At 69.8% G+C, this 25,535-nt stretch carries 16 protein-coding genes; 15 read left to right on the top strand and 1 reads right to left on the bottom strand.

Annotated features, from left to right (window positions below; translation table 11 throughout):
- Window positions 1-19: 19 nt before the first annotated feature.
- The 7 genes from rplK to A2U95_RS08370 all read left to right on the top strand — a co-directional run bounded on the left by rplK (window position 20) and on the right by A2U95_RS08370 (window position 11,921).
- On the top strand, window positions 20-454 hold the full coding sequence (rplK, locus tag A2U95_RS08400; RefSeq protein WP_166021554.1) for a 50S ribosomal protein L11: 435 nt from the start codon (window positions 20-22) through the stop codon (window positions 452-454).
- Between the two features lie 76 nt (window positions 455-530).
- Complete coding sequence (rplA, locus tag A2U95_RS08395) at window positions 531-1,256, top strand: 50S ribosomal protein L1 (protein WP_166021553.1); 726 nt, start codon at window positions 531-533, stop codon at window positions 1,254-1,256.
- 787 nt (window positions 1,257-2,043) lie between these two features.
- Window positions 2,044-2,574: a 50S ribosomal protein L10 gene (gene rplJ / locus A2U95_RS08390; protein WP_166021552.1), complete on the top strand. Its 531-nt coding sequence runs from the start codon at window positions 2,044-2,046 to the stop codon at window positions 2,572-2,574.
- 134 nt (window positions 2,575-2,708) lie between these two features.
- Complete coding sequence (rplL, locus tag A2U95_RS08385) at window positions 2,709-3,095, top strand: 50S ribosomal protein L7/L12 (RefSeq protein ID WP_166021551.1); 387 nt, start codon at window positions 2,709-2,711, stop codon at window positions 3,093-3,095.
- Between the two features lie 662 nt (window positions 3,096-3,757).
- Window positions 3,758-7,243, top strand: coding sequence for a DNA-directed RNA polymerase subunit beta (gene rpoB / locus A2U95_RS08380; protein ID WP_166021550.1), 3,486 nt, complete (start codon window positions 3,758-3,760; stop codon window positions 7,241-7,243).
- A gap of 101 nt (window positions 7,244-7,344) precedes the next feature.
- The gene (locus tag A2U95_RS08375) at window positions 7,345-11,250 is read left to right on the top strand and encodes a DNA-directed RNA polymerase subunit beta' (protein WP_166021549.1); all 3,906 of its coding nucleotides are present in this window, start codon (window positions 7,345-7,347) and stop codon (window positions 11,248-11,250) included.
- A 161-nt stretch (window positions 11,251-11,411) separates the two neighbouring features.
- The gene (locus A2U95_RS08370) at window positions 11,412-11,921 is read left to right on the top strand and encodes a DUF1707 and DUF4190 domain-containing protein (protein WP_420856979.1); all 510 of its coding nucleotides are present in this window, start codon (window positions 11,412-11,414) and stop codon (window positions 11,919-11,921) included.
- A 142-nt stretch (window positions 11,922-12,063) separates the two neighbouring features.
- Here the strand turns inward: A2U95_RS08370 and A2U95_RS08365 are convergent, their stop codons facing one another.
- Entirely contained in the window at window positions 12,064-12,963 is a 900-nt protein-coding gene (locus A2U95_RS08365) for an N-acetylmuramoyl-L-alanine amidase (RefSeq protein WP_166021548.1), read from the bottom strand.
- A gap of 567 nt (window positions 12,964-13,530) precedes the next feature.
- Here A2U95_RS08365 and rpsL point away from each other — a divergent pair.
- From rpsL to A2U95_RS08325, 8 genes are all read left to right on the top strand, one after another.
- Window positions 13,531-13,902: a 30S ribosomal protein S12 gene (rpsL, locus tag A2U95_RS08360; RefSeq protein ID WP_003948652.1), complete on the top strand. Its 372-nt coding sequence runs from the start codon at window positions 13,531-13,533 to the stop codon at window positions 13,900-13,902.
- 2 nt (window positions 13,903-13,904) lie between these two features.
- On the top strand, window positions 13,905-14,375 hold the full coding sequence (gene rpsG / locus A2U95_RS08355) for a 30S ribosomal protein S7 (RefSeq protein WP_003998848.1): 471 nt from the start codon (window positions 13,905-13,907) through the stop codon (window positions 14,373-14,375).
- Between the two features lie 39 nt (window positions 14,376-14,414).
- Window positions 14,415-16,541 carry an elongation factor G gene (gene fusA, locus A2U95_RS08350; protein ID WP_166021547.1) on the top strand — a complete coding sequence of 709 codons (2,127 nt, stop codon included), beginning with the start codon at window positions 14,415-14,417 and terminating at the stop codon, window positions 16,539-16,541.
- 164 nt (window positions 16,542-16,705) lie between these two features.
- Window positions 16,706-17,899 (top strand): elongation factor Tu, encoded by a 1,194-nt coding sequence (tuf, locus tag A2U95_RS08345; protein WP_166021546.1) that lies wholly within the window; start codon window positions 16,706-16,708, stop codon window positions 17,897-17,899.
- 377 nt (window positions 17,900-18,276) lie between these two features.
- On the top strand, window positions 18,277-21,426 hold the full coding sequence (locus A2U95_RS08340) for a glycosyl hydrolase 115 family protein (protein ID WP_166021545.1): 3,150 nt from the start codon (window positions 18,277-18,279) through the stop codon (window positions 21,424-21,426).
- A 172-nt stretch (window positions 21,427-21,598) separates the two neighbouring features.
- Window positions 21,599-22,684, top strand: coding sequence for an endo-1,4-beta-xylanase (locus tag A2U95_RS08335; protein WP_166021544.1), 1,086 nt, complete (start codon window positions 21,599-21,601; stop codon window positions 22,682-22,684).
- A gap of 247 nt (window positions 22,685-22,931) precedes the next feature.
- Window positions 22,932-23,855 carry a LysR family transcriptional regulator gene (locus A2U95_RS08330; RefSeq protein ID WP_166021543.1) on the top strand — a complete coding sequence of 308 codons (924 nt, stop codon included), beginning with the start codon at window positions 22,932-22,934 and terminating at the stop codon, window positions 23,853-23,855.
- A 164-nt stretch (window positions 23,856-24,019) separates the two neighbouring features.
- Window positions 24,020-25,399, top strand: coding sequence for a carbohydrate-binding protein (locus tag A2U95_RS08325; protein ID WP_166021542.1), 1,380 nt, complete (start codon window positions 24,020-24,022; stop codon window positions 25,397-25,399).
- Window positions 25,400-25,535 lie beyond the last annotated feature (136 nt).

The raw sequence follows: 25,535 nt of genomic DNA, 5'->3' as shown, positions 1-25,535 counted from the left end.
AGACCCGGAGAGAGAGCACATGCCTCCCAAGAAGAAGAAGGTCACGGGGCTCATCAAGCTCCAGATCAATGCCGGCGCCGCCAACCCGGCTCCGCCGGTCGGCCCCGCGCTGGGCCAGCACGGCGTCAACATCATGGAGTTCTGCAAGGCCTACAACGCCGCGACCGAGTCGCAGCGTGGCTGGGTCATCCCGGTGGAGATCACGGTCTACGAGGACCGCTCCTTCACCTTCGTGACCAAGACTCCGCCGGCCGCGAAGATGATCCTCAAGGCCGCGGGTGTGGAGAAGGGCTCCGGCGAGCCGCACAAGACCAAGGTCGCCAAGATCACCGAGGCGCAGGTCCGCGAGATCGCCACGACCAAGATGCCCGACCTCAACGCCAACGACATCGACGCCGCCGCGAAGATCATCGCCGGCACCGCCCGTTCCATGGGCATCACCGTCGAAGGCTGATCCACCCCCGTAGTCATTGACGTGGAAGGGCCTGCTCGGCCCGGACCACGACTCCTCTCAGTACTCAGGAGCAGAAGTGAGCAAGCGCAGCAAGTCTCTCCGCGCTGCGGACGCCAAGGTCGACCGGGAGAAGCTCTACGCCCCGCTCGAGGCCGTCCGTCTCGCCAAGGAGACCTCCACGACCAAGTTCGACGGCACCGTCGAGGTCGCCTTCCGTCTGGGTGTCGACCCGCGCAAGGCCGACCAGATGGTCCGTGGCACCGTGAACCTTCCGCACGGCACCGGTAAGACCGCCCGGGTCCTGGTCTTCGCGACCGGCGACCGTGCCGAGGCCGCGCGTGCCGCGGGCGCCGACATCGTCGGCTCCGACGAGCTCATCGACGAGGTGGCCAAGGGCCGCCTGGACTTCGACGCCGTCGTCGCCACCCCGGACCTCATGGGCAAGGTCGGCCGTCTCGGCCGCGTGCTCGGTCCGCGTGGTCTGATGCCGAACCCGAAGACCGGCACCGTCACCATGGACACCGCGAAGGCCGTCACCGAGATCAAGGGCGGCAAGATCGAGTTCCGGGTCGACAAGCACTCGAACCTGCACTTCATCATCGGCAAGACGTCCTTCGACGACACCAAGCTGGTGGAGAACTACGGCGCGGCGCTGGAGGAGATCCTGCGTCTGAAGCCGTCCGCCGCGAAGGGCCGCTACATCAAGAAGGCCGCGATCTCCACGACGATGGGCCCCGGCATCCCGCTGGACCCGAACCGTACGCGGAACCTGCTCGTCGAGGAGGACCCGGCCGCGGTCTGAGCCTGACGCTCACCGCCAGTCGGTTTCTCCGGTGGCCCCGCTTCCCCTCCCGGGAGGCGGGGCCACCGCCGTTCCGCCCCGCCGTCCTCCCGCCAACGAGCCGGCGGTCCCCTGCTTCACCTCCACCCCTCAGGCGCCGTGTCCTGCCCCGCCCCACCGTCCTGCGGGCGGCCGGGCCGCCCAGGGGGCGGCCCGGGCGGGCGCAGGACGGCCCGGGCGGACAGCACACCGTTCATCCCCCGACCCGCCCCCTTCCCAGGGGCTCAGGCTCCGCGGAGCGGACCGTCACGTGCGTACGTGAGGCCTGCGCCCACCCTCCCCCAAGCTCTCGACTTCGCTCGAGCAGGGGAGACCCCCATCGCCCCAGCGGCACGACTGCCCGCAGACGGAGCGGGACGGTGCTCGGGTTGCCCGCCGTCCCGGCGGCACGATTGCCCGCGGACGGGGGCCGCACGGCCGCCGCGCCGCGCCGCGGCGCGGCTGCCCGCAGGGCCGTGCCGGCGGGGACGTCCGGGGTGGATTTGCTCCGGGGCGGGGCACTCGCGTACGCTTCCGAGGAAGCCAAAGACCGCTGGTCGTTGCCGTGCGCTCGCATGAGGGTGCGGTGGCCGAAGGATCCGCTGAAGTGCGGACGACCCGCGTAGGTGACTGTGGATGAGTTCCCGGAGCGGCGCACGCCGCGACGGTCGAGCTGAGCCCCGTGCGCCTGCGCATGGGGCGTTTCGTTTTTCCCAGTCCTCCTTCGGGTCCGCGCGGTCCGAATCACCCGGAAGGAGGCCGAGGCTCTATGGCGAGGCCCGACAAGGCTGCCGCGGTTGCCGAGCTCGTGGACGCGTTCCGCAGCTCCAACGCCGCCGTGCTGACCGAGTACCGCGGTCTCACCGTGGCCCAGCTCAAGCAGCTGCGCCGTTCGCTCGGTGAGAACGCCCAGTACGCCGTGGTGAAGAACACGCTGACCAAGATTGCGGCCAACGAGGCCGGGATCTCCTCGCTCGACGACCTGTTCAACGGTCCGACGGCGGTCGCCTTCGTCACCGGTGACCCGGTGGAGTCGGCGAAGGGTCTCCGTGACTTCGCCAAGGAGAACCCGAATCTCGTCATCAAGGGCGGTGTCCTTGACGGCAAGGCGCTGTCCGCCGACGAGATCAAGAAGCTTGCGGACCTCGAGTCCCGCGAGGTTCTGCTGTCCAAGCTGGCCGGTGCGTTCAAGGGCAAGCAGTCCCAGGCTGCTTCGCTCTTCCAGGCGCTCCCGTCGAAGTTCGTCCGCACCGTGGACGCGCTTCGTGCCAAGCAGGACGAGCAGGGCGGTGCCGAGTAATTCGGCTCGCTTTCTGATCCTCGCCGCCTAGTCCGCAAGGGCGCCGCGGCGGAGATCAACAGCGGGCCCAACGTACGCCCGCCTCACCCAGTACATCCGGCACCACCTGCCGATTGAGTGGAAGGACCGCCATCATGGCGAAGCTCAGCCAGGAAGACCTGCTTGCCCAGTTCGAGGAGATGACCCTCATCGAGCTCTCCGAGTTCGTGAAGGCCTTCGAGGAGAAGTTCGACGTCACCGCCGCCGCCGCGGTCGCCGCCGTCGCCGCCCCGGGTGCCCCGGGTGCCGCTGCCCCGGCCGAGGAGGAGAAGGACGAGTTCGACGTCATCCTCACCGGTGCCGGCGAGAAGAAGATCCAGGTCATCAAGGTCGTGCGCGAGCTGACCTCCCTCGGCCTGAAGGAGGCCAAGGACCTGGTGGACGGCACCCCGAAGCCCGTCCTCGAGAAGGTCAACAAGGAGGCCGCGGACAAGGCCGCCGAGGCCCTCAAGGGCGCCGGCGCCTCCGTCGAGGTCAAGTGACCTCACGGGTCCGCAGGGATCCCGCACCGGTCGTAGCAGTCTCCGCGTGAGCGGGCTGTAACGCCGAAGCACCGAGGAGCGATCACCCAAGTGGGTGGTCGCTCCTCGGCGTTTCCCGGGCCCTCCGACGGGCTCCTTGCGGTGTCGGTGGCTCGGGGTAAGGTGATCTTCGCCGTGCCTGGGGAGCCCCGCACGCAGTCCTTTCCGGTGGCCGTGGCAGCGCGCCGCCGGGGAACAGCCGGACGGCGGGGAGCCCTTGACGAACCGCACGCGGCGCGCGATTCTCAGTTCGCGCCGCGACACGATCCGTATCCGAGGCATGGATCGGCGGCGAAGAGGGCAGTATCACCGTGCGTTGACGGCAGGGGGATATCGTCCCCGCCCGAGGCGTCGTCGAGACGGTGTCGAGACAAGGTGTTGAGAACAGCGAGGGACAGCGGCATTCGTGGGGTTCACGCATACCCGCACTGGACATCAGTGGGCCATGTGGCTACACTGACCCTTTGCGCTGCCTGTTAGCTGCCCCCTGCCCGTCACCAGGGGTCTGCCCCGCTCGAGCCAGGAAGGCCGGACCGTCCCGACCTGGGACGTTGTCCATTCTTCCTCCCTCTGCGGGGGCCGGTACGCGCGTAGTGAGTCCGAGCCCTCGGAAGGACCCCCTCTTGGCCGCCTCGCGCACTGCCTCGACCGCGAATACGAACAACGGTGCCAGCACCGCCCCGCTGCGCATCTCCTTTGCAAAGATCAAGGAGCCCCTCGAGGTTCCGAACCTTCTGGCGCTGCAAACCGAGAGCTTCGACTGGCTGCTCGGCAACGACGCGTGGAAGGCTCGCGTCGAGGCGGCTCTGGAGTCAGGTCAGGACGTCCCCACCAAGTCCGGTCTGGAGGAGATCTTCGAGGAGATCTCCCCGATCGAGGACTTCTCCGGGTCGATGTCGCTGACCTTCCGCGACCACCGTTTCGAGCCTCCGAAGAACTCCATCGACGAGTGCAAGGAGCGCGACTTCACGTACGCGGCCCCGCTCTTCGTCACCGCCGAGTTCACCAACAACGAGACCGGCGAGATCAAGTCCCAGACGGTCTTCATGGGCGACTTCCCGCTCATGACCAACAAGGGCACCTTCGTGATCAACGGCACCGAGCGTGTCGTGGTCTCGCAGCTGGTCCGTTCCCCCGGCGTCTACTTCGACTCGTCGATCGACAAGACGTCCGACAAGGACATCTTCTCCGCCAAGATCATCCCGTCCCGGGGTGCCTGGCTGGAGATGGAGATCGACAAGCGCGACATGGTCGGCGTCCGCATCGACCGCAAGCGCAAGCAGTCGGTCACCGTCCTGCTCAAGGCGCTCGGCTGGACCACCGAGCAGATCCTCGAGGAGTTCGGCGAGTACGAGTCCATCCGCGCCACCCTGGAGAAGGACCACACCCAGGGTCAGGACGACGCGCTGCTGGACATCTACCGCAAGCTTCGCCCGGGCGAGCCGCCCACGCGCGAGGCCGCGCAGACGCTGCTCGAGAACCTCTACTTCAACCCCAAGCGCTACGACCTGGCCAAGGTCGGCCGCTACAAGGTCAACAAGAAGCTGGGCGCCGACGCCCCGCTGGACGCCGGGATCCTGACCGTCGAGGACATCATCTCGACGATCAAGTACCTGGTGAAGCTGCACGCCGGTGAGACCGAGACGGTCGGTGACTCGGGCGCCTCGATCGTCGTCGAGACCGATGACATCGACCACTTCGGCAACCGCCGCCTCCGCAACGTCGGCGAGCTCATCCAGAACCAGGTCCGTACGGGTCTCGCCCGCATGGAGCGCGTCGTGCGCGAGCGCATGACCACCCAGGACGTCGAGGCGATCACGCCGCAGACCCTGATCAACATCCGGCCGGTCGTCGCCTCCATCAAGGAGTTCTTCGGCACCAGCCAGCTGTCCCAGTTCATGGACCAGAACAACCCGCTGTCGGGTCTCACCCACAAGCGCCGTCTGTCGGCGCTGGGTCCGGGTGGTCTCTCCCGTGAGCGGGCCGGCTTCGAGGTCCGTGACGTGCACCCGTCGCACTACGGCCGCATGTGCCCGATCGAGACGCCCGAAGGCCCGAACATCGGTCTGATCGGCTCGCTCGCCTCCTACGGCCGGGTCAACGCGTTCGGCTTCGTCGAGACCCCGTACCGCAAGGTCGTCGACGGCCAGGTCACCGACGACGTCGACTACCTGACCGCCGACGAGGAGGACCGCTTCGTCATCGCGCAGGCCAACGCGCCGCTGACGGACGAGCTCCGCTTCGCCGAGGCCCGCGTGCTGGTCCGCCGCAAGGGCGGCGAGGTCGACTACGTCGGCCCCGACGACGTGGACTACATGGACGTCTCGCCGCGCCAGATGGTGTCGGTCGCGACCGCCATGATCCCGTTCCTCGAGCACGACGACGCCAACCGTGCCCTCATGGGCGCGAACATGATGCGCCAGGCCGTGCCGCTGATCAAGTCCGAGGCCCCGCTCGTCGGCACCGGCATGGAGTACCGCTCCGCCGTGGACGCCGGCGACGTGGTCAAGGCCGAGAAGGACGGTGTGGTCCAGGAGGTCTCCGCGGACTACATCACCACGGCCAACGACGACGGCACGTACATCACGTACCGCCTGGCCAAGTTCTCCCGCTCCAACCAGGGCACCTCGGTCAACCAGAAGGTCATCGTCAACGAGGGCGACCGGGTCATCACCGGCCAGGTCCTCGCCGACGGCCCGGCCACCGAGAACGGCGAGATGGCCCTCGGCAAGAACCTGCTCGTGGCGTTCATGCCGTGGGAGGGTCACAACTACGAGGACGCGATCATCCTGTCGCAGCGCCTCGTGCAGGACGACGTCCTCTCCTCGATCCACATCGAGGAGCACGAGGTCGACGCCCGTGACACCAAGCTCGGCCCCGAGGAGATCACCCGGGACATCCCGAACGTCTCCGAGGAGGTCCTGGCCGACCTCGACGAGCGCGGCATCATCCGCATCGGCGCCGAGGTCATCGCCGGCGACATCCTGGTCGGCAAGGTCACGCCCAAGGGTGAGACCGAGCTGACGCCGGAGGAGCGCCTGCTGCGCGCGATCTTCGGTGAGAAGGCCCGCGAGGTCCGCGACACCTCGCTGAAGGTGCCGCACGGCGAGACCGGCAAGGTCATCGGCGTGCGCGTCTTCGACCGCGAGGAGGGCGACGAGCTGCCCCCGGGCGTGAACCAGCTGGTCCGCGTCTACGTGGCGCAGAAGCGCAAGATCACCGACGGTGACAAGCTCGCCGGCCGTCACGGCAACAAGGGCGTCATCTCGAAGATCCTGCCGATCGAGGACATGCCGTTCCTGGAGGACGGCACCCCGGTCGACATCATCCTCAACCCGCTGGGTGTGCCGTCCCGAATGAACCCGGGACAGGTGCTGGAGATCCACCTCGGCTGGCTCGCCAGCCGCGGCTGGGACGTCTCCGGCCTGGCCGACGAGTGGGCCCGCCGCCTCCAGGCGATCGGCGCCGACAAGGTCGAGCCCGGCACCAACGTCGCCACCCCGGTCTTCGACGGTGCGCGTGAGGACGAGCTCGCCGGCCTGCTGCAGCACACCATCCCGAACCGCGACGGCAACCGCATGGTCCTGCCGTCCGGCAAGGCGAGGCTGTTCGACGGCCGCTCCGGCGAGCCGTTCCCGGACCCGATCTCCGTCGGGTACATGTACATCCTCAAGCTGCACCACCTGGTCGACGACAAGCTGCACGCCCGCTCGACCGGCCCGTACTCGATGATCACCCAGCAGCCGCTGGGTGGTAAGGCCCAGTTCGGTGGCCAGCGCTTCGGCGAGATGGAGGTGTGGGCCCTCGAGGCCTACGGCGCCGCGTACGCCCTCCAGGAGCTGCTGACCATCAAGTCCGACGACGTGACCGGCCGCGTGAAGGTCTACGAGGCCATCGTCAAGGGCGAGAACATCCCTGAGCCCGGCATCCCCGAGTCCTTCAAGGTGCTCATCAAGGAGATGCAGTCCCTGTGCCTCAACGTGGAGGTGCTGTCCAGCGACGGCATGTCCATCGAGATGCGTGACACCGACGAGGACGTCTTCCGCGCTGCGGAGGAGCTCGGCATCGACCTGTCCAGGCGCGAGCCGAGCAGCGTCGAAGAGGTCTGACGGGAGTCCGGTGGGGGCCTGCCCGTGAGGCCGGCCCCCACCGATCCCGCGACCCCCGTTTCAGACCACAGACTTACAACCCTGAGAGGGATTGACGCATAGTGCTCGACGTCAACTTCTTCGACGAGCTCCGGATCGGCCTGGCCACCGCTGACGACATCCGTCAGTGGAGCCACGGCGAGGTCAAGAAGCCCGAGACGATCAACTACCGCACGCTCAAGCCGGAAAAGGACGGGCTCTTCTGCGAGAAGATCTTCGGTCCCACCCGGGACTGGGAGTGCTACTGCGGCAAGTACAAGCGCGTCCGCTTCAAGGGCATCATCTGTGAGCGCTGCGGCGTCGAGGTGACCCGCGCCAAGGTGCGCCGCGAGCGGATGGGCCACATCGAGCTCGCCGCCCCCGTCACCCACATCTGGTACTTCAAGGGCGTTCCGTCGCGGCTGGGCTACCTGCTCGACCTCGCCCCGAAGGACCTCGAGAAGGTCATCTACTTCGCCGCGTACATGATCACGTACGTGGACGAGGAGCGTCGTCAGCGCGACCTGCCCTCGCTGGAGGCCCACGTCTCCGTCGAGCGCCAGCAGATCGAGAACCGCCGCGACGCGGACCTCGAGGCCCGCGCCAAGAAGCTCGAGAACGACCTCGCCGAGCTCGAGGCCGAGGGCGCCAAGGCCGACGTGCGCCGCAAGGTGCGCGACGGCGCCGAGCGCGAGATGAAGCAGCTCCGCGACCGCGCCCAGCGCGAGATCGACCGCCTCGACGAGGTGTGGAACCGCTTCAAGAACCTCAAGGTCCAGGACCTCGAGGGCGACGAGATGCTCTACCGCGAGCTGCGTGACCGCTTCGGCACGTACTTCGACGGCTCGATGGGCGCCGCCGCGCTGCAGAAGCGGCTGGAGTCCTTCGACCTCGAGGAGGAGGCCGAGAAGCTCCGCGAGATCATCCGCACCGGCAAGGGCCAGAAGAAGACCCGTGCGCTCAAGCGCCTGAAGGTCGTCTCCGCGTTCCTGCAGACCAGCAACAGCCCCAAGGGCATGGTGCTCGACTGCGTGCCGGTCATCCCGCCGGACCTGCGTCCGATGGTGCAGCTGGACGGTGGCCGCTTCGCGACCTCCGACCTGAACGACCTGTACCGCCGCGTCATCAACCGCAACAACCGCCTGAAGCGGCTTCTCGACCTCGGCGCGCCCGAGATCATCGTGAACAACGAGAAGCGCATGCTCCAGGAGGCCGTGGACGCGCTGTTCGACAACGGCCGTCGTGGCCGGCCGGTCACCGGTCCGGGCAACCGTCCGCTGAAGTCCCTGAGCGACATGCTCAAGGGCAAGCAGGGCCGCTTCCGCCAGAACCTGCTCGGCAAGCGCGTGGACTACTCCGCGCGTTCCGTGATCGTCGTCGGTCCGCAGCTCAAGCTGCACCAGTGCGGTCTGCCGAAGGCGATGGCGCTGGAGCTCTTCAAGCCGTTCGTGATGAAGCGCCTGGTCGACCTGAACCACGCGCAGAACATCAAGAGCGCCAAGCGCATGGTCGAGCGCGGCCGCACGGTCGTGTACGACGTGCTGGAAGAGGTCATCGCGGAGCACCCGGTTCTGCTGAACCGTGCGCCCACCCTGCACCGCCTGGGCATCCAGGCCTTCGAGCCGCAGCTGGTCGAGGGCAAGGCCATCCAGATCCACCCGCTCGTCTGCACCGCGTTCAACGCGGACTTCGACGGTGACCAGATGGCCGTCCACCTGCCGCTCTCCGCGGAGGCGCAGGCCGAGGCGCGCATCCTGATGCTCTCCTCGAACAACATCCTCAAGCCGGCCGACGGCCGTCCGGTGACGATGCCGACCCAGGACATGGTCCTCGGTCTGTTCTTCCTCACCACCGACGCCGAGGGCCGCAACCCCAAGGGCGAGGGCCGTTCGTTCGCGTCCGTCGCCGAGGCGATCATGGCCTTCGACGCCGGTGAGCTCTCGCTCCAGGCCGAGGTGGACATCCGCTTCCCGGTCGGCACCATGCCGCCCCGCGGCTGGACCCCGCCGGCCGGCGAGGAGACCGAGGGCGGCGCCGAGTGGCAGCAGGGGGACCCGTTCCGCCTGCGCACCACGCTGGGCCGCGCGCTCTTCAACGAGCTGCTGCCCGAGGACTACCCGTTCGTCGACGACGAGGTGGGCAAGAAGCAGCTCTCCGAGATCGTCAACGACCTCGCCGAGCGCTACCCCAAGGTGATCGTGGCGGCGACGCTCGACAACCTGAAGTCGTCCGGCTTCTACTGGGCGACCCGTTCCGGTGTCACCGTGGCCATCTCCGACGTCGTCGTCCCCGACGCGAAGAAGGAGATCGTCGCTTCGTACGAGGCCAAGGACGAGAAGGTCCAGAAGCAGTACGAGCGCGGTCTGATCACCAAGGAAGAGCGCACCAACGAGCTCATCGGGATCTGGACCGAGGCGACCAACAAGGTCGCCGAGGCCATGAACGAGAACTTCCCGAAGGTCAACCCGGTCGCGATGATGGTGAACTCGGGCGCCCGAGGCAACATGATGCAGATGCGTCAGATCGCCGGTATGCGTGGCCTGGTGTCCAACGCCAAGAACGAGACGATCCCGCGTCCCATCAAGGCGTCCTTCCGCGAGGGCCTGTCCGTGCTGGAGTACTTCATCTCCACCCACGGCGCCCGTAAGGGTCTGGCGGACACCGCCCTGCGTACCGCCGACTCGGGTTACCTCACCCGTCGTCTGGTCGACGTCTCGCAGGACGTGATCATCCGCGAGGAGGACTGCGGCACCGAGCGCGGCCTCAAGCTGAAGATCGCCGAGCGCGACGAGGCGGGCGTCTTCGCCAAGGTCGGCAACGTGGAGACCTCGGTCTACGCACGCTGCCTCGCCGAGGACATCGTGGTCGACGGCAAGGTGCTCGCCCCGGCGGGCGTCGACCTCGGCGACGTGCTCATCGACCAGCTGGTCAAGGCCGGCGTGGAGGAGGTCAAGACCCGCTCGGTCCTGACCTGCGAATCCGCCGTCGGCACCTGCGCCATGTGCTACGGCCGCTCGCTGGCCACCGGCAAGCTGGTCGACATCGGTGAGGCGGTCGGCATCATCGCCGCCCAGTCCATCGGTGAGCCCGGTACCCAGCTGACGATGCGTACCTTCCACACCGGTGGTGTGGCCGGTGACGACATCACCCAGGGTCTGCCGCGTGTCGTCGAGCTCTTCGAGGCCCGTACCCCGAAGGGTGTCGCCCCGATCTCCGAGGCCGCCGGCCGCGTGCGGATCGAGGAGACCGAGAAGACCAAGAAGATCGTCGTCACGCCGGACGACGGCAGCGACGAGATGGCCTACCCCATCTCCAAGCGCGCCAAGGTCCTGGTGTCCGAGGGCGACCACGTCCAGGTCGGCCAGCAGCTGACCATGGGTGCCACCAACCCGCACGACGTGCTGCGCATCCTCGGCCAGCGGGCCGTCCAGGTCCACCTGGTCGGCGAGGTCCAGAAGGTCTACAACTCGCAGGGCGTGTCGATCCACGACAAGCACATCGAGATCATCATCCGGCAGATGCTGCGCCGCGTGACGATCATCGAGTCCGGCGACGCGGAGCTGCTGCCGGGCGAGCTCGTGGAGCGCTCGAAGTTCGAGACCGAGAACCGTCGTGTGGTCCAGGAAGGCGGCCACCCGGCCTCCGGCCGTCCGCAGCTGATGGGTATCACCAAGGCCTCGCTGGCGACCGAGTCGTGGCTGTCGGCGGCGTCCTTCCAGGAGACGACCAGGGTCCTGACGGACGCGGCGATCAACGCCAAGTCCGACTCCCTGATCGGCCTCAAGGAGAACGTCATCATCGGTAAGCTCATCCCGGCCGGTACGGGTCTGTCCCGCTACCGCAACATCCGGGTCGAGCCGACCGAGGAGGCCAAGGCCGCCATGTACTCGGCGGTGGGCTACGACGACATGGACTACTCGCCGTTCGGCGCCGGCTCCGGCCAGGCGGTGCCGCTGGAGGACTACGACTACGGTCCGTACAACCAGTAGGCGCGAAGTCCGCGTGAGCTGAGGGCGGCCACCCCCACGGGGGTGGCCGCCCTTCGGCGTGTCCGGGGCGGACCGGCCCGAACGGGGGATATCGGGATCTTCGGGAACCGGGCGGGCGGCCGCGGGCGTTCTCACCACCAGGAGAGAGGGGTGGTGGCGTCATGCACATGCAGCCCTGGTCGCCGTACGGGGGTGGCGGCCCGATGCTGGCGTCGACGGCCGACCGTGAGCGCGCGGTCGACATACTCCGGGCCGGGTTCGCCGAGGGGCGGCTGGTCGGGACCGAGCTCGAGCAGCGGGTCGCGCGGGTGTACGCCGCGCGCACGCAGGGGGAGCTGGCGGCCCTGGTCGCCGACCTCCCGCACGGCCCCGTCCCCGTGGTGCCCGCGCCGCCCGGCTACGCGCCGGCTCCGGTGCTCCCGCCGGCGGCGTACCGCGCGACCACCAACGGCAAGGCGGTCGCGGCGCTGGTGCTCGGCATCCTCACCATGGTCAGCGGCGGCCTCACCAGCGTTCCGGCGGTCGTCCTCGGCCATCTGGCGCGCGGCGAGATCCGGCACACGGGTCAGGAGGGCGACGGCTGCGCGCTGGCCGGGGTGATCCTCGGCTGGCTCTGGGTGGCGGGGTGGAGCCTCTTCTGGGTGGTGGCCGTGGTCGGCGCGTCGCGGTGACGGAGGCGCCGGGCGGTGGTGGGGCGTGGCGGTGGGAGGTGGCCACGACAGCGGGCCGGAGCCCGCGCGCTACTCCCGCACGGTGGAACCGTGCGCTGTCGCCGCGTGGGGGCCGCGCGTCACCGGTGCGCGGCGGGGCCCGTCACGGCTGCACGGTGAAGCCGTGCTTCGCGCCCAGACGGCGCAGCGTGGTCATGCCCGGGATGCCGTCCGCGTCGGCGCCCGCGTAGCCGCAGCGGCGCTGCCAGGCGGCGTAGGCGGCCGTGGTCTGCGTGCCGTAGTGGCCGTCCGCGTACCGGGCGGCCAGCAGCCCCTCCGCCACCAGGGCCCGCTCCACCGTCCTCACGCCGGCGTAGGTGACGGGCGTGCCCGGCGCGGCCGGGTCGGTGCGGGCCGCCGCCACCAGCCGGGAGAGGTCCACCACGGGCTGCGGGGGAGGCGTCGGGGCGGCGCCGAGGCGGGAGGCGATGCGGTCCCGCATGCCGGCCATGGAGAAGCCGCGGGGGTCGATCTTGCTGTTGGTCCATTCCTTGTGGCCGATCACCGAGCGCGCGCTCCAGCGGTGGGCCCGGCAGAGCGCCGCCGCGGCCGCCTCGATGGCCTCCAGCTGCGCGGCCGGCCAGGGGTCCTTGCCGTCGCCCAGGTTGACGCACTCGAATCCGTAGAAGCGGGCGTTGCCGTCGGTGTTGTTCTCGTCGGGCGCCGGCAGTCCCGCGGACTCGGCGATCACCGCGCGCAGCACGTCGTCGTCGCCCAGCCCGGCGTGGTTGGCGCGGCCGTTGCCGACCAGGTGCACGGTGCCGTCCTTGGCGATGACGCCGTGGCAGAGGGGGCCGGGGAGGTCCGACCGGCCCTCGAAGCACAGGCGCACGGTGGCGTCGGTGCCGCTGGTCACCGTGTGGTGGATCATCACGCCGTGCACCGGGCCCCAGGCTCCCTTGTGGTTGCGGTTGTTGGTGCGCCAGCCGGGGTGCTCGACCACCTTCACGCCCTCGTCGCGGAGGGCTCTGACGAGGGCGTCGGCGGTCAGGGGTGAAGCCATGGTGGTTTCCCTTCGCTCGTGTCCTGCGCGACTCATTCCCCTTGCCGTGCCTGTCAACAGATGCACGACGCGCCATTCGTGCGTTCCCCCTCCACACGCGGGGGTGGCGCGTGGGTCCGTTCCGCCGTCCGCGGGGGCGTCCGGGGGCGTCCGGGAGCGCGCGGAGGGCCTGCGGCCCGGTCGCGCGCCGGGACGGGGGAGGGAGCGGGCCGGAGGGCCGGGCGGGGCCCGGTACGGGCCGGACGGGAGGCGGGGAGGCCGTGGGGGACGGGGGCGGTGACCGGGTGGCGGGGCGGCTCCGGGGGCGGGGCGGCCGGGCCGGGCGTGGCCCCGGGGCATTTGTTTTGACCACGGCGTATGCGGTAGGTACGCTCAGACCTTGTGCCTGGGGTGTGCCCTGGCCCCCTCGCGTGCCTTTCCACCGCAAGGGGAGTCCGCATCGGCCACCGTGATCTGCGCAGTTTTCGCCTGGCGGCGAAGGTCCGCGGGATTCGACACACCCGACCGCGTGGGTCGGTGACGTTCCAGGTTAGCTTCACCATTCGGCACACAGAAACCGGAGAAGTAGTGCCTACGATCCAGCAGCTGGTCCGGAAGGGCCGGCAGGACAAGGTCGAGAAGAACAAGACGCCCGCACTCGAGGGTTCCCCTCAGCGTCGCGGCGTCTGCACGCGCGTGTTCACGACCACCCCGAAGAAGCCGAACTCGGCCCTGCGTAAGGTCGCGCGTGTGCGTCTGACCAGCGGGATCGAGGTCACCGCTTACATTCCGGGTGAGGGACACAACCTGCAGGAGCACTCCATCGTGCTCGTGCGCGGCGGCCGTGTGAAGGACCTGCCGGGTGTTCGCTACAAGATCATCCGCGGCTCCCTCGACACCCAGGGTGTCAAGAACCGCAAGCAGGCCCGCAGCCGCTACGGCGCCAAGAAGGAGAAGTAAGAATGCCTCGTAAGGGCCCCGCCCCGAAGCGCCCGGTCATCATCGACCCGGTCTACGGTTCTCCTCTGGTGACCTCCCTGATCAACAAGGTGCTGCTGAACGGCAAGCGCTCCACCGCCGAGCGCATCGTCTACGGCGCCATGGAGGGCCTGCGCGAGAAGACCGGCAACGACCCGGTCATCACGCTGAAGCGCGCTCTCGAGAACATCAAGCCGACCCTCGAGGTCAAGTCCCGCCGTGTCGGTGGCGCCACCTACCAGGTGCCGGTCGAGGTCAAGCCCGGCCGCGCCAACACGCTGGCCCTGCGCTGGCTGGTCGGTTACTCCCGCGCCCGTCGCGAGAAGACGATGACCGAGCGTCTGCTCAACGAGCTTCTCGACGCCTCGAACGGCCTCGGTGCGGCCGTCAAGAAGCGCGAGGACACGCACAAGATGGCCGAGTCCAACAAGGCCTTCGCGCACTACCGCTGGTAGTCGCAGACCCCATCGAGACCGAGAGAAGACTGAAGCCTTATGGCTACCACTTCGCTTGACCTGGCCAAGGTCCGCAACATCGGGATCATGGCCCACATCGACGCGGGCAAGACGACCACCACCGAGCGGATCCTGTTCTACACCGGCGTCAGCTACAAGATCGGTGAGGTCCACGACGGCGCAGCCACCATGGACTGGATGGAGCAGGAGCAGGAGCGTGGCATCACGATCACCTCTGCTGCCACCACCTGTCACTGGTCGCTGGAAGACGTCGACCACACCATCAACATCATCGACACCCCGGGTCACGTCGACTTCACCGTCGAGGTGGAGCGCTCCCTGCGCGTGCTCGACGGTGCCGTGACGGTGTTCGACGGCGTCGCCGGCGTGGAGCCCCAGTCCGAGACGGTGTGGCGTCAGGCCGACCGTTACGGCGTTCCGCGCATCTGCTTCGTGAACAAGCTGGACCGTACCGGCGCGGACTTCTTCCGCTGCGTTGACATGATCGTCAACCGCCTGGGCGCCCAGCCGATCGTGATGCAGCTGCCCATCGGCGCCGAGGCCGACTTCGTCGGTGTCGTCGACCTGGTCCGCATGAAGGCCCTGGTCTACTCGCCCGAGGCCACCAAGGGCGAGATGTACGACATCGTCGACATCCCGGCCGACCTCCAGGACCAGGCCGAGGAGTACCGCGGCAAGCTGGTCGAGGCCGTCGCCGAGAACGACGAGGAGCTGATGGAGCTGTACCTCGAGGGCAACGAGCCCACCGAGGAGCAGCTGTACGCGGCCATCCGTCGCATCACCATCGCGTCCGGCAAGGGCGGCGGCACCACCGTCACCCCCGTGTTCTGCGGCACCGCGTTCAAGAACAAGGGCGTTCAGCCCCTGCTCGACGCCGTCGTGCGCTACCTGCCGTCGCCGGTCGACATCGAGGCGATCGAGGGCACGGACCCGAAGGACGCCGAGACCGTCGTCAAGCGCAAGCCGTCCGACGACGAGCCGCTGGCCGCCCTCGCGTTCAAGATCATGAGCGACCCGCACCTGGGCAAGCTCACCTTCGTCCGGGTGTACTCGGGCCGCCTGGAGTCCGGCTCTTCGGTGCTGAACTCCGTCAAGGGCAAGAAGGAGCGCATCGGCAAGATCTACCGCATGCACGCGAACAAGCGTGAGGAGATCGACTCGGTGGGCGCCGGCGACATCATCGCCGTCATGGGTCTCAAGCAGACCACGACCGGCGAGACGCTGTCGGACGACAAGGCCCCGGTGATCCTGGAGTCCATGGACTTCCCGGCGCCGGTGATCCAGGTCGCCATCGAGCCCAAGTCCAAGGGCGACCAGGAGAAGCTGGGTGTCGCCATCCAGCGTCTCGCGGAGGAGGACCCCTCCTTCCAGGTTCACTCGGACGAGGAGACCGGCCAGACCATCATCGGCGGTATGGGCGAGCTGCACCTCGAGGTGCTGGTCGACCGCATGCGCCGTGAGTTCAAGGTCGAGGCCAACGTCGGCAAGCCGCAGGTCGCGTACCGCGAGACGATCCGCAAGGCCGTCGAGCGCGTGGACTACACCCACAAGAAGCAGACCGGTGGTACCGGTCAGTTCGCCAAGGTGCAGATCGCGATCGAGCCCATCGAGGGCGGCGAGGCGTCGTACGAGTTCGTGAACAAGGTCACCGGTGGCCGCGTTCCGAAGGAGTACATCCCCTCGGTCGACGCCGGTGCGCAGGAGGCCATGCAGTTCGGCATCCTCGCCGGTTACGAGATGACCGGCGTGCGCGTCACCCTGCTCGACGGCGCCTACCACGAGGTGGACTCCTCCGAGCTCGCCTTCAAGATCGCCGGTTCGCAGGCCTTCAAGGAGGCCGCGCGCAAGGCCAGCCCCGTGCTGCTCGAGCCGATGATGGCCGTCGAGGTCACCACGCCCGAGGACTACATGGGCGAGGTCATCGGCGACATCAACTCCCGCCGTGGCCAGATCCAGGCCATGGAGGAGCGTGCCGGCGCCCGCGTCGTCAAGGGCCTGGTTCCGCTGTCGGAGATGTTCGGCTACGTCGGCGACCTCCGCAGCAAGACGTCGGGTCGCGCGAGCTACTCGATGCAGTTCGACTCCTACGCCGAGGTTCCGCGGAACGTCGCCGAGGAGATCATCGCGAAGGCCAAGGGCGAGTAACTCCACCGAGTCACACGCTTTAGGCTTGACTCCGTGCCTCCAGGGGCATTCCGGCGCGAACCGCGAGGAACGCGTGGGAATGCCCCGAGGGGCCGGGCATTCCAGCAAAGATCACCTGGCGCCGATGAAGCAAGGCGTTCAGAACCACTCCCAGGAGGACCCCAGTGGCGAAGGCGAAGTTCGAGCGGACTAAGCCGCACGTCAACATCGGCACCATCGGTCACATCGACCACGGTAAGACGACCCTCACGGCCGCCATTACCAAGGTGCTGCACGACGCGTACCCGGACCTGAACGAGGCCACCGCGTTCGACAACATCGACAAGGCTCCCGAGGAGCGCCAGCGCGGTATCACCATCTCCATCGCGCACGTCGAGTACCAGACGGAGGAGCGTCACTACGCCCACGTCGACTGCCCCGGTCACGCGGACTACATCAAGAACATGATCACCGGTGCCGCCCAGATGGACGGCGCGATCCTGGTGGTCGCCGCGACCGACGGCCCGATGCCGCAGACCAAGGAGCACGTGCTCCTGGCCCGCCAGGTCGGCGTGCCGTACATCGTCGTCGCCCTGAACAAGGCCGACATGGTGGACGACGAGGAGATCCTGGAGCTCGTCGAGCTCGAGGTCCGTGAGCTCCTCACCGAGTACGAGTTCCCGGGTGACGACGTCCCGGTCGTCAAGGTCTCCGCGCTGAAGGCGCTCGAGGGCGACGAGAAGTGGGCCCAGTCGGTCCTCGACCTCATGAACGCCGTCGACACCGCCATCCCGCAGCCGGAGCGCGACGTCGACAAGCCGTTCCTCATGCCCATCGAGGACGTCTTCACGATCACCGGTCGCGGTACGGTCGTCACCGGCCGTATCGAGCGTGGTGTCCTGAAGGTCAACGAGACCGTCGACATCATCGGCATCAAGACCGAGAAGACCACCACCACGGTCACCGGTATCGAGATGTTCCGCAAGCTGCTCGACGAGGGCCAGGCCGGTGAGAACGTCGGTCTGCTCCTCCGTGGCATCAAGCGCGAGGACGTCGAGCGCGGCCAGGTCATCATCAAGCCGGGTTCGGTCACCCCGCACACCGAGTTCGAGGCCCAGGCCTACATCCTCGGCAAGGACGAGGGTGGTCGCCACACCCCGTTCTTCAACAACTACCGCCCGCAGTTCTACTTCCGTACGACGGACGTGACCGGCGTCGTGACCCTCCCCGAGGGCACCGAGATGGTCATGCCGGGTGACAACACCGAGATGAAGGTGGAGCTCATCCAGCCCGTCGCCATGGAGGAGGGCCTGAAGTTCGCCATCCGTGAGGGTGGTCGTACCGTGGGCGCCGGCCAGGTCACCAAGATCGTCAAGTAAGTACGCCTTGCTTGAGGGTCGCTCGGCGACCTGAGCTCTTGTGGCTCAAGGAGGGCCCGCACGACATCGCGTCGTGCGGGCCCTTCGGCGTATCTCCGGCCCTCGCGCGTGTCCTCCGCGGGGCCGCGCGAGGGCGAGGGGCCCGCACGACTTTCGTGCGGGCCCTCCGCGTTTTCGGAAATCCGCCCTCCTCCGGGTGCCCGTCCCCGCGGTGCGGGAGCGTTCCGGGCGGGTGTTTGCGTAGGTGATTTCCGGATGTTCCCGGTGGTGTTCGCGTAGCGAAAGTTTTCGTTGGTGACGACCCATTGTCGTGCCCACACTGCTGCCCCAGCATTTGTCAGGCCGGTTACCAAAATCAGCCGAGGAGTGGGTGAGCCATGCGCGGACACGTCAGCCGTAGATCCGTTCTGGGCACGGGGACCGGTGCGGCCGCGGGCCTGGTGGCCCTTCCGTCGGCCGCCGGGACCGCGTACGCGGCCCAGGGGGACGCGGAGCGCGGCGCGGCCGGAGGGGGGCCGCGCCGCACCGACTCCGGGGCCTACGTGGTCTTCCGGCCCGAGCGGGGCGCCTTCCCGCTGGTGCGCGGCGGCCACGCCGCCCCCGTGCTGGTGGACGAGGACGACCACGCCGGCGTGGTCCGGGTGGCCGAGGACCTGCGCGCGGACGTCCGGCGGGTCTCCGGCGTGAAGCCGGCGGCGCGGGCCGGTTCGGCCCGTGAGGTCGTCATCGTCGGCACCCTGGGCCGCAGCGCCCTGGTGGACCGGCTGGTGGCGTCCGGGAAGCTGGACGTGTCCGCGATCCGCGGCAAGTGGGAGACCTCCCAGCAGACCGTCGTCGAGCGGCCGGCGCCGGGCGTGGACCGCGCCCTGGTGATCGTCGGCAGCGACCAGCGCGGCACGATCTTCGGCGCGTACGACGTCAGCCACGGCATCGGGGTCTCGCCCTGGTACTGGTGGGACGACGTCGAGCCGGTGCGCCGCCGGGAGATCTACGTCAAGGCCGGCTCCTGGACCCAGGGCACCCCCAAGGTCCGCTACCGCGGCGTCTTCATCAACGACGAGAACCCCAACCTCGGCACCTGGGCGCCGCAGTTCTTCGGCGAGGGCAAGGCGCCCGGTTTCCCGGGCGGATTCAACGCGAAGTTCTGGGAGAAGGTCTTCGAGGTCCTCCTCCGCCTGAAGGGCAACTACCTCTGGCCTGCCGTGTGGGGCCGGGCGTTCGCCGAGGACGACCCGGAGAACCACGCCCGCGCCGCCGCCTACGGCGTCGTCATGGGCACCTCCCACGAGGCTCCGATGATGCGCGGCATCGAGGAGTGGAACCGCCACGCCAAGCCCGCCGTCCGCGACTCCGCGGGCAACGTCACCACCCCCGGCAGCGACCCGTACGGCGGCACCGGCGAGTGGTCCTTCCGCCGCAACCGCGCCGCCGTCGAGGCCTACTGGCGCGAGGGCATCGAGCGGATGCGCAGGGAGGGCTTCGAGGGCGTGGTCACCCTCGGCATGCGCGGCAACGGTGACGTCAGCCTGCCGGACGGCGACGGCATCGAGCTGATGGAGGACATCATCGCCACCCAGCGGCGGATCATCGCCGAGGTGTTCGGCTCCGAGACCGCCGTGCCGCAGGTGTGGACCCTCTACAAGGAGGTCCAGCGCTACTGGAGCCGCGGCCTGCGCGCTCCCGAGGACGTGACGGTGGTGCTCTGCGACGACAACTGGGGCAACCTCCGGATGCACCCGGACCCGGCCGAGCCGGCGCGCTCCGGCGGGTACGGCCTGTACTACCACTTCGACTACGTCGGGGCCGGCCGCAACTACAAGTGGGTCGACACCACGTCGCTGCCGAACATGTGGGACCAGCTCCACCAGGCCGTCGCCTACGGCAACCACGGCCTGTGGATGACCAACGTCGGCGACCTCAAGGGCAACGAGGTCCCCACCCAGTTCTTCATGGACTACGCCTGGGACCCGGCGCGCTGGGAGCTGGAGAACATACCGGAGTGGGAACGCCGCTACGCGGAGCTGCACTTCGGCGAGGAGCACGCGGAGGCGATCGCCGGGATCCTCTCCCGGTACGCCCACCTCCAGCAGCTGCGCAAGCCGGAACTGCTCAACCGCCGGATCACCCTGGACCCCGCCAAGGACATCGCCGAGGACGACAGCGCGGTCGTGTACGACGACCAGCAGACGCCCTTCCACGGCGGCGAGCTGCAGCGCGTCACCCGGGCGTGGCGGGAGCTGGACAGGGACGCCGCCCGGATCGGCCGGAAGCTCCCGGCCTCCGCCCAGGACGCCTGGTTCGAGCTGGTCGGCTACAACGTGGCGGCCACGGCCAACGTGTACCGCCTGCGCGAGGCCGAGTTCACCAACATCCTCTACGCCCGCCAGGGCCGCGCCCTCACCAACGAGCTCGCGGACAAGGCCGAGGCCGCGCTCCAGGAGGACTTCCGCCTGCAGGACGTCTTCAACAAGGAGATCGCCGGCGGCAAGTGGAAGGACTTCCAGCTCCAGCCGCACATCGGCTACGGCGACGTCGAGCGCTACGGCCCCAACGCCGGCTGGCAGCAGCCGGAGCTGGACAACGTGGCGATCAAGGACGAGATCTTCCCGAAGGTCCGGCGCATCGAGCTGCCGGACACGGCGGAGATGGGCGTGGCGGTTGCCGGCTCGCAGGACTGGTGGCCGCGGGCGGCCGGTCCGGCGGTGCTGCCGGAGTTCAGCCCGTACCGCACCGGTGACGACGTGTACGTCGAGATCTTCAACCGGGGCTCGCGTCCCTTCGGCTACCGGGTGACCTCGTCGGCGCCCTGGCTGCGGGTGGAGCGCACCCGCGGCACGGTCGGCAAGCAGGTCCGGCTGACGGTGTCCGTCGACTGGGACCGCGCGCCGTCCGGCCGCGGCGAGGCCGAGCTGACCGTCGAGGGCGCGGGCCGCACGGTGACCGTGAAGGCGCTCTCCGACCGGGTCCCGCGGCGTGGCCTCAAGGGCTTCGTCGAGGCCGGCGGGTACGTCGCCGTCGACGCCCACCACCACTCCCGCGCGGTCGGCGCGGACGGCGTCGACTGGCTGCGGATCGACAGGATCGGCCGCGCCCCCGCCGGCATGTCCCCGGTGCCCGTCACCGCGCCCGCGCAGACCCCGGGCGACGGCGCGCCGTACCTGGAGTACGAGGTCACCCTGCTGACCCCGGGCGAGGTCACCGTCTGGGCCCACGTCTCCCCGCGCAACCCCACGCTGGGCCGCCCCGGCCTGCGGTACGCCGTGTCCTTCGACGACCAGGCCCCGCAGACCGTCGACTTCATCGCGGCCACCGGCCCGGACGACGGCGGGCTCAACAGGCGCTGGGCGCGCCACACCTCCGACAACGTCAACCGGACCTCGTCGGTGCACACGGTCGCCAGGGCCGGTGTCCACCGGCTGCGGTTCTGGATGGTCGACCCGACCGTCGTCCTGCAGCGGCTGATCGTCGACACCGGCGGGCTGCCGGAGACCTACCTCGGCCCGGTGGAGAGCCACCGGGTCCGCTGAGACCAGGGGCGTCGGCCTGGGGAGGTCCGGCGCCCCTTCCTCCCCTCCTCCCCACCGCCGCCTGCCCCCGCGCGGGGGCAGGCGACCCCGGTGGCGGCGCGACCACCCGCAGCGCCACCACGCACCACCGATACACGCACCACCGATACCGAGCACCATCGAGAGGACCGCAATGAAGCACCTCCGTGCTGCCGCCGCCGCCATGGCGAGCGGGGCGCTGCTGTTCACCGGCGCCGTCACCTCCGCGCAGGCCGCCCCGGCCGACGCGTACCACCACCCCAAGGGCGCTCCGCTCAAGTCCCTGGCCGCCCGCGCCGACCTGCTGTTCGGCACCGCCGTCAACATGGACGCGCTGGCCGAGGACAAGACGTACCGCAAGATCACGGCCCGTGAGTTCAACTCGCTGACCGCCGAGAACGTGATGAAGTGGGAGACCCTGCAGCCCGAGCGCGGCGTCTACGACTTCAGCCAGGGCGACGCCCTGATGCGGTTCGCCAAGCAGAACGGCCAGCAGGTCCGCGGTCACACGCTGCTCTGGCACAACCAGCTCCCGGCCTGGCTGACCGAGGGTGTCGCCGACGGCTCGATCACCAAGGACGAGCTGCGCCAGATCCTGCGCGAGCACATCACCACGGTCGCCAAGCACTACAAGGGCAAGATCTACCAGTGGGACGTCGTCAACGAGGTCTTCGAGGAGGACGGCAGCTACCGCCAGTCCCTCTGGTACCAGCAGCTCGGCCCGTCCTACATCGCGGACGCCTTCCGCTGGGCCAAGCAGGCCGACCCGCACGCGAAGCTGTACGTGAACGACTACAACGTCGAGGGCGTCAACGCGAAGTCCACCGCCTACCACAACCTGGTGAAGGACCTGCGCGCCCAGGGCATCCGGGTGGACGGCTTCGGCATCCAGGGCCACCTGAGCACGCAGTACGGCTTCCCGGGCGACATCCCGCAGAACCTCCAGCGCTTCGCCGACCTGGGCGTGGAGTCCTCCTTCACCGAGGTCGACGTGCGCGGCGTGATGCCGATGGACGAGGCCAAGCTGAACCTCCAGGCCGACTACTTCCGCGGCATGCTGGACGCCTGCCTCGACCAGAGGAAGTGCACCTCGTTCACCATCTGGGGCTTCGCCGACCAGTACTCGTGGGTGCCCGACGTCTTCGCGGGCGAGGGCTCGGCCAACATCTACGACGAGTCCTACGCCCCCAAGCCGTCCTACTGGGCGGTGCGTCAGGAGCTGGCCGAGGGCCGCGACTGACCCGCGCGGGCCGCTGAGGCCCGCATCCTCCCCCCGCCCGGTCGACGCGGCGGGGGGACCGGCTCCGGCGGGCACCTCTTCACCCCGCGCCGCCCGCCGGTGACGCGCCCCCGCCGGAGTCCTCCATCCCTCCGGCGGGGGCGCCCTGCCGTACGGGACCTCCTCCGGTGCGACGCGCCGGGCGCGGGCGCACGCGGGCGCTGCCGCGGCCCTTGCATCGGCCCTGTCCGAGCTCCAAGCTCCCTGCATGGAGCTGGAGTTGCGGCATCTGAGAGTGATCAGGGAGATAGCCGACGCGGGCAGTCTGACCCGCGCGGCGACGGCACTGGGACTGTCCCAGCCCACGCTGAGCGCGCAGCTCAAGAGGATCGAGCGGACGCTGGGCGGGACGCTCTTCGAGCGCGGACGGTTCGGGGTACGGGCGACGCCGCTGGGCGAGCTGGTGCTGGCACGGACCCGCGTCGTCCTGCCGGCGGTGGCGGAACTCCAGCAGGAGGCGGCGCTGTTCGCCCGCACCCGCTCCGGCCTGCGGCGCCTGCGGCTGGGCGGTACCCACGGGCCGCTGCTGGGCGGCCTGCTCGCCCGGCTGTCCGACGCGGCGTCCGGCGTGCCGGTGTCCACCACCACGACCTGGTCGGAGCGGGAACTGGCCGCCCGGGTCTCCGACGGGAGGATCGACTTCGCGCTCGTCGGGGTGTGCGGGTCGGCGCATCCGCCGGCGGCGCCGCAGGTGTCCTGGAGGGAGATCGCCGTGGACGCCGTGCACGTGATGCTGCCGGCCACCCATCCGCTGGCGGGGCGCGCGGAGATCGACCTGGCCGAGCTGGCCGACGAGGACTGGGGGGCGGTGCCGGGGGACGGCTGCTTCGCGGACTGCTTCTCCGCGGCCTGCACCCGGGCCGGCTTCACCCCGCGGAGCCTGTACGAGACGGACACCTCGTCCGTCGTGCACCTGGTGCAGGTGGGGCGGGCGCTGGGGCTGGCGCGGGCGACGTTCCCGCCGGCGCCGGGCATCGTGACCCGCCCGCTGGCGAGCACCCCGCTCACCTGGCGGCACCTGCTGGGGTGGCAGGGCGCGGCGCAGCCCGCCCCGGCCGTCGACCTGGTCCTCGCACAGGCGCGGGCCGCCCACGCCGACGCCCTGGAACGGGCGGACACGGGCGGGGCGTGAGCCGTTCCGCGGCGGTCGCGCCCACCGGGGGAGCGGGAGATCCATAGCTCCGGGGGAGGGGGTCGGCCGGAGGCTGACGCGGACGCGCGGGGCGCCCGTACGGTCTCGGCAGCGCCAAGCCCTCCGCACGGCTCCTGCTCCACCTCCCACCCGTAGGAGACCCCATGCCCAAGATCCACCGGGCCGCCGGCACGGCGGCCCTGCTCGCCGCCAGCACCCTGGTGCTGTCCGGCCTGGTCGGCACCGCCGCCGCCCGGCCGACCGTGCCGTCCGGCCCCGACGTCCCGTCCGCCGCCGAGACCCTCCGGGCCGGCCGGGCCCCGGCCGGGCTGCTGCAGGCGCTCCGGCGCGACCTCGGCCTGACCGCCGGGCAGGCGGAGCGGCGCCTGGTCAACGAGGCGCAGGCCGGCGTCACGCTCGGCCGGCTGAGCCTGGAACTCGGCGCCCGCCACGCCGGTTCCTGGGTGGGCGGCGCGGACTCGGGCACCCTCACGGTGGCCACCACCGCCCGCTCGGACGTCGCCGCCATCGAGCGGGCCGGCGCCCGGGCCGTCGTCGTGGACCGTTCGCTGGGAGAGCTGGAGGCGGACAGGGACCGGCTCGACCGGGCCGCCCGGACGGTCCCCGCACTGGACGCCCCGGTCCGTTACGTCGACCCGGCGCGCAACAAGGTGGTCGTCGAGGCCGTCGACCCGGCCGCCGCCGCGAAGCTGGTCGCGGCGGCCGGCGTGGACCCGGCGGCCGTCGAGGTGGTGCGGACCGGGGAGCGCCCGCGCACCTACCACGACCTGCGCGGCGGCGACGCGTACCACATGGGCGGCGGCGGCCGGTGCTCGGTCGGCTTCCCGGTCACCCGGTCCACCACCCAGGGCTTCGTGACGGCGGGCCACTGCGGCACGGTCGGCCGGTCGACCTCCGGGTACAACCAGGTCGCCCAGGGCACCTTCCAGGGCTCCACCTTCCCCGGGCGGGACATGGCCTGGGTGGCGGTCAACTCCAACTGGACGGCGACCGCGACCGTGGTGGGCTCCGGCCAGCAGGTGGCCGGCTCCACGCAGGCGGTCGTGGGCGCGTCGGTCTGCCGTTCCGGCTCCACCACCGGCTGGCGCTGCGGCACCGTCCAGCAGCACAACACGAGCGTCACCTACCCCGAGGGCACCGTCTCCGGCGTCACCCGCACCTCGGTGTGCGCCGAGCCGGGCGACTCCGGCGGCTCGTTCGTCTCCGGCAGCCAGGCCCAGGGCGTCACCTCCGGCGGCAGCGGCAACTGTTCCTCCGGCGGCACCACCTACTACTACCCGGTCAACCCGATCCTCTCCTCGTACGGGCTGACGCTGAAGACCGCGGGCTCGACCACGCCGCCCACCACGCCGCCGACCACTCCGCCCGACCCGGGCACCACCACGTGGGCGCCGGGCACCGTCTACCAGCCGGGCGCCACCGTCACCTACGACGGCGCGACCTACCGGTGCCTGCAGCAGCACCAGGCGCAGGGCGGCTGGGAGCCGCCGAACGTGCCGGCCCTGTGGCAGCGGGTCGCCTGACGGGACGTGCCGGCCGCTTCGGACCACCGTCCACCCCGACTCCCCCGCACGCGGGGGACCGCACCGGCGGGCCCCTGACCCCGCCGGTGCGCCGCGCCCCCGCCGGGGCTTCCATCCCTCCGGCGGGGGCGCCCTG

Origin of the sequence: Streptomyces chilikensis (assembly GCF_001642695.1) — a bacterium.
In the GTDB taxonomy this organism is placed as follows: Bacteria; Actinomycetota; Actinomycetes; order Streptomycetales; family Streptomycetaceae; genus Streptomyces; species Streptomyces chilikensis.
This window is presented reverse-complemented; position numbering and strand designations above follow the sequence as displayed.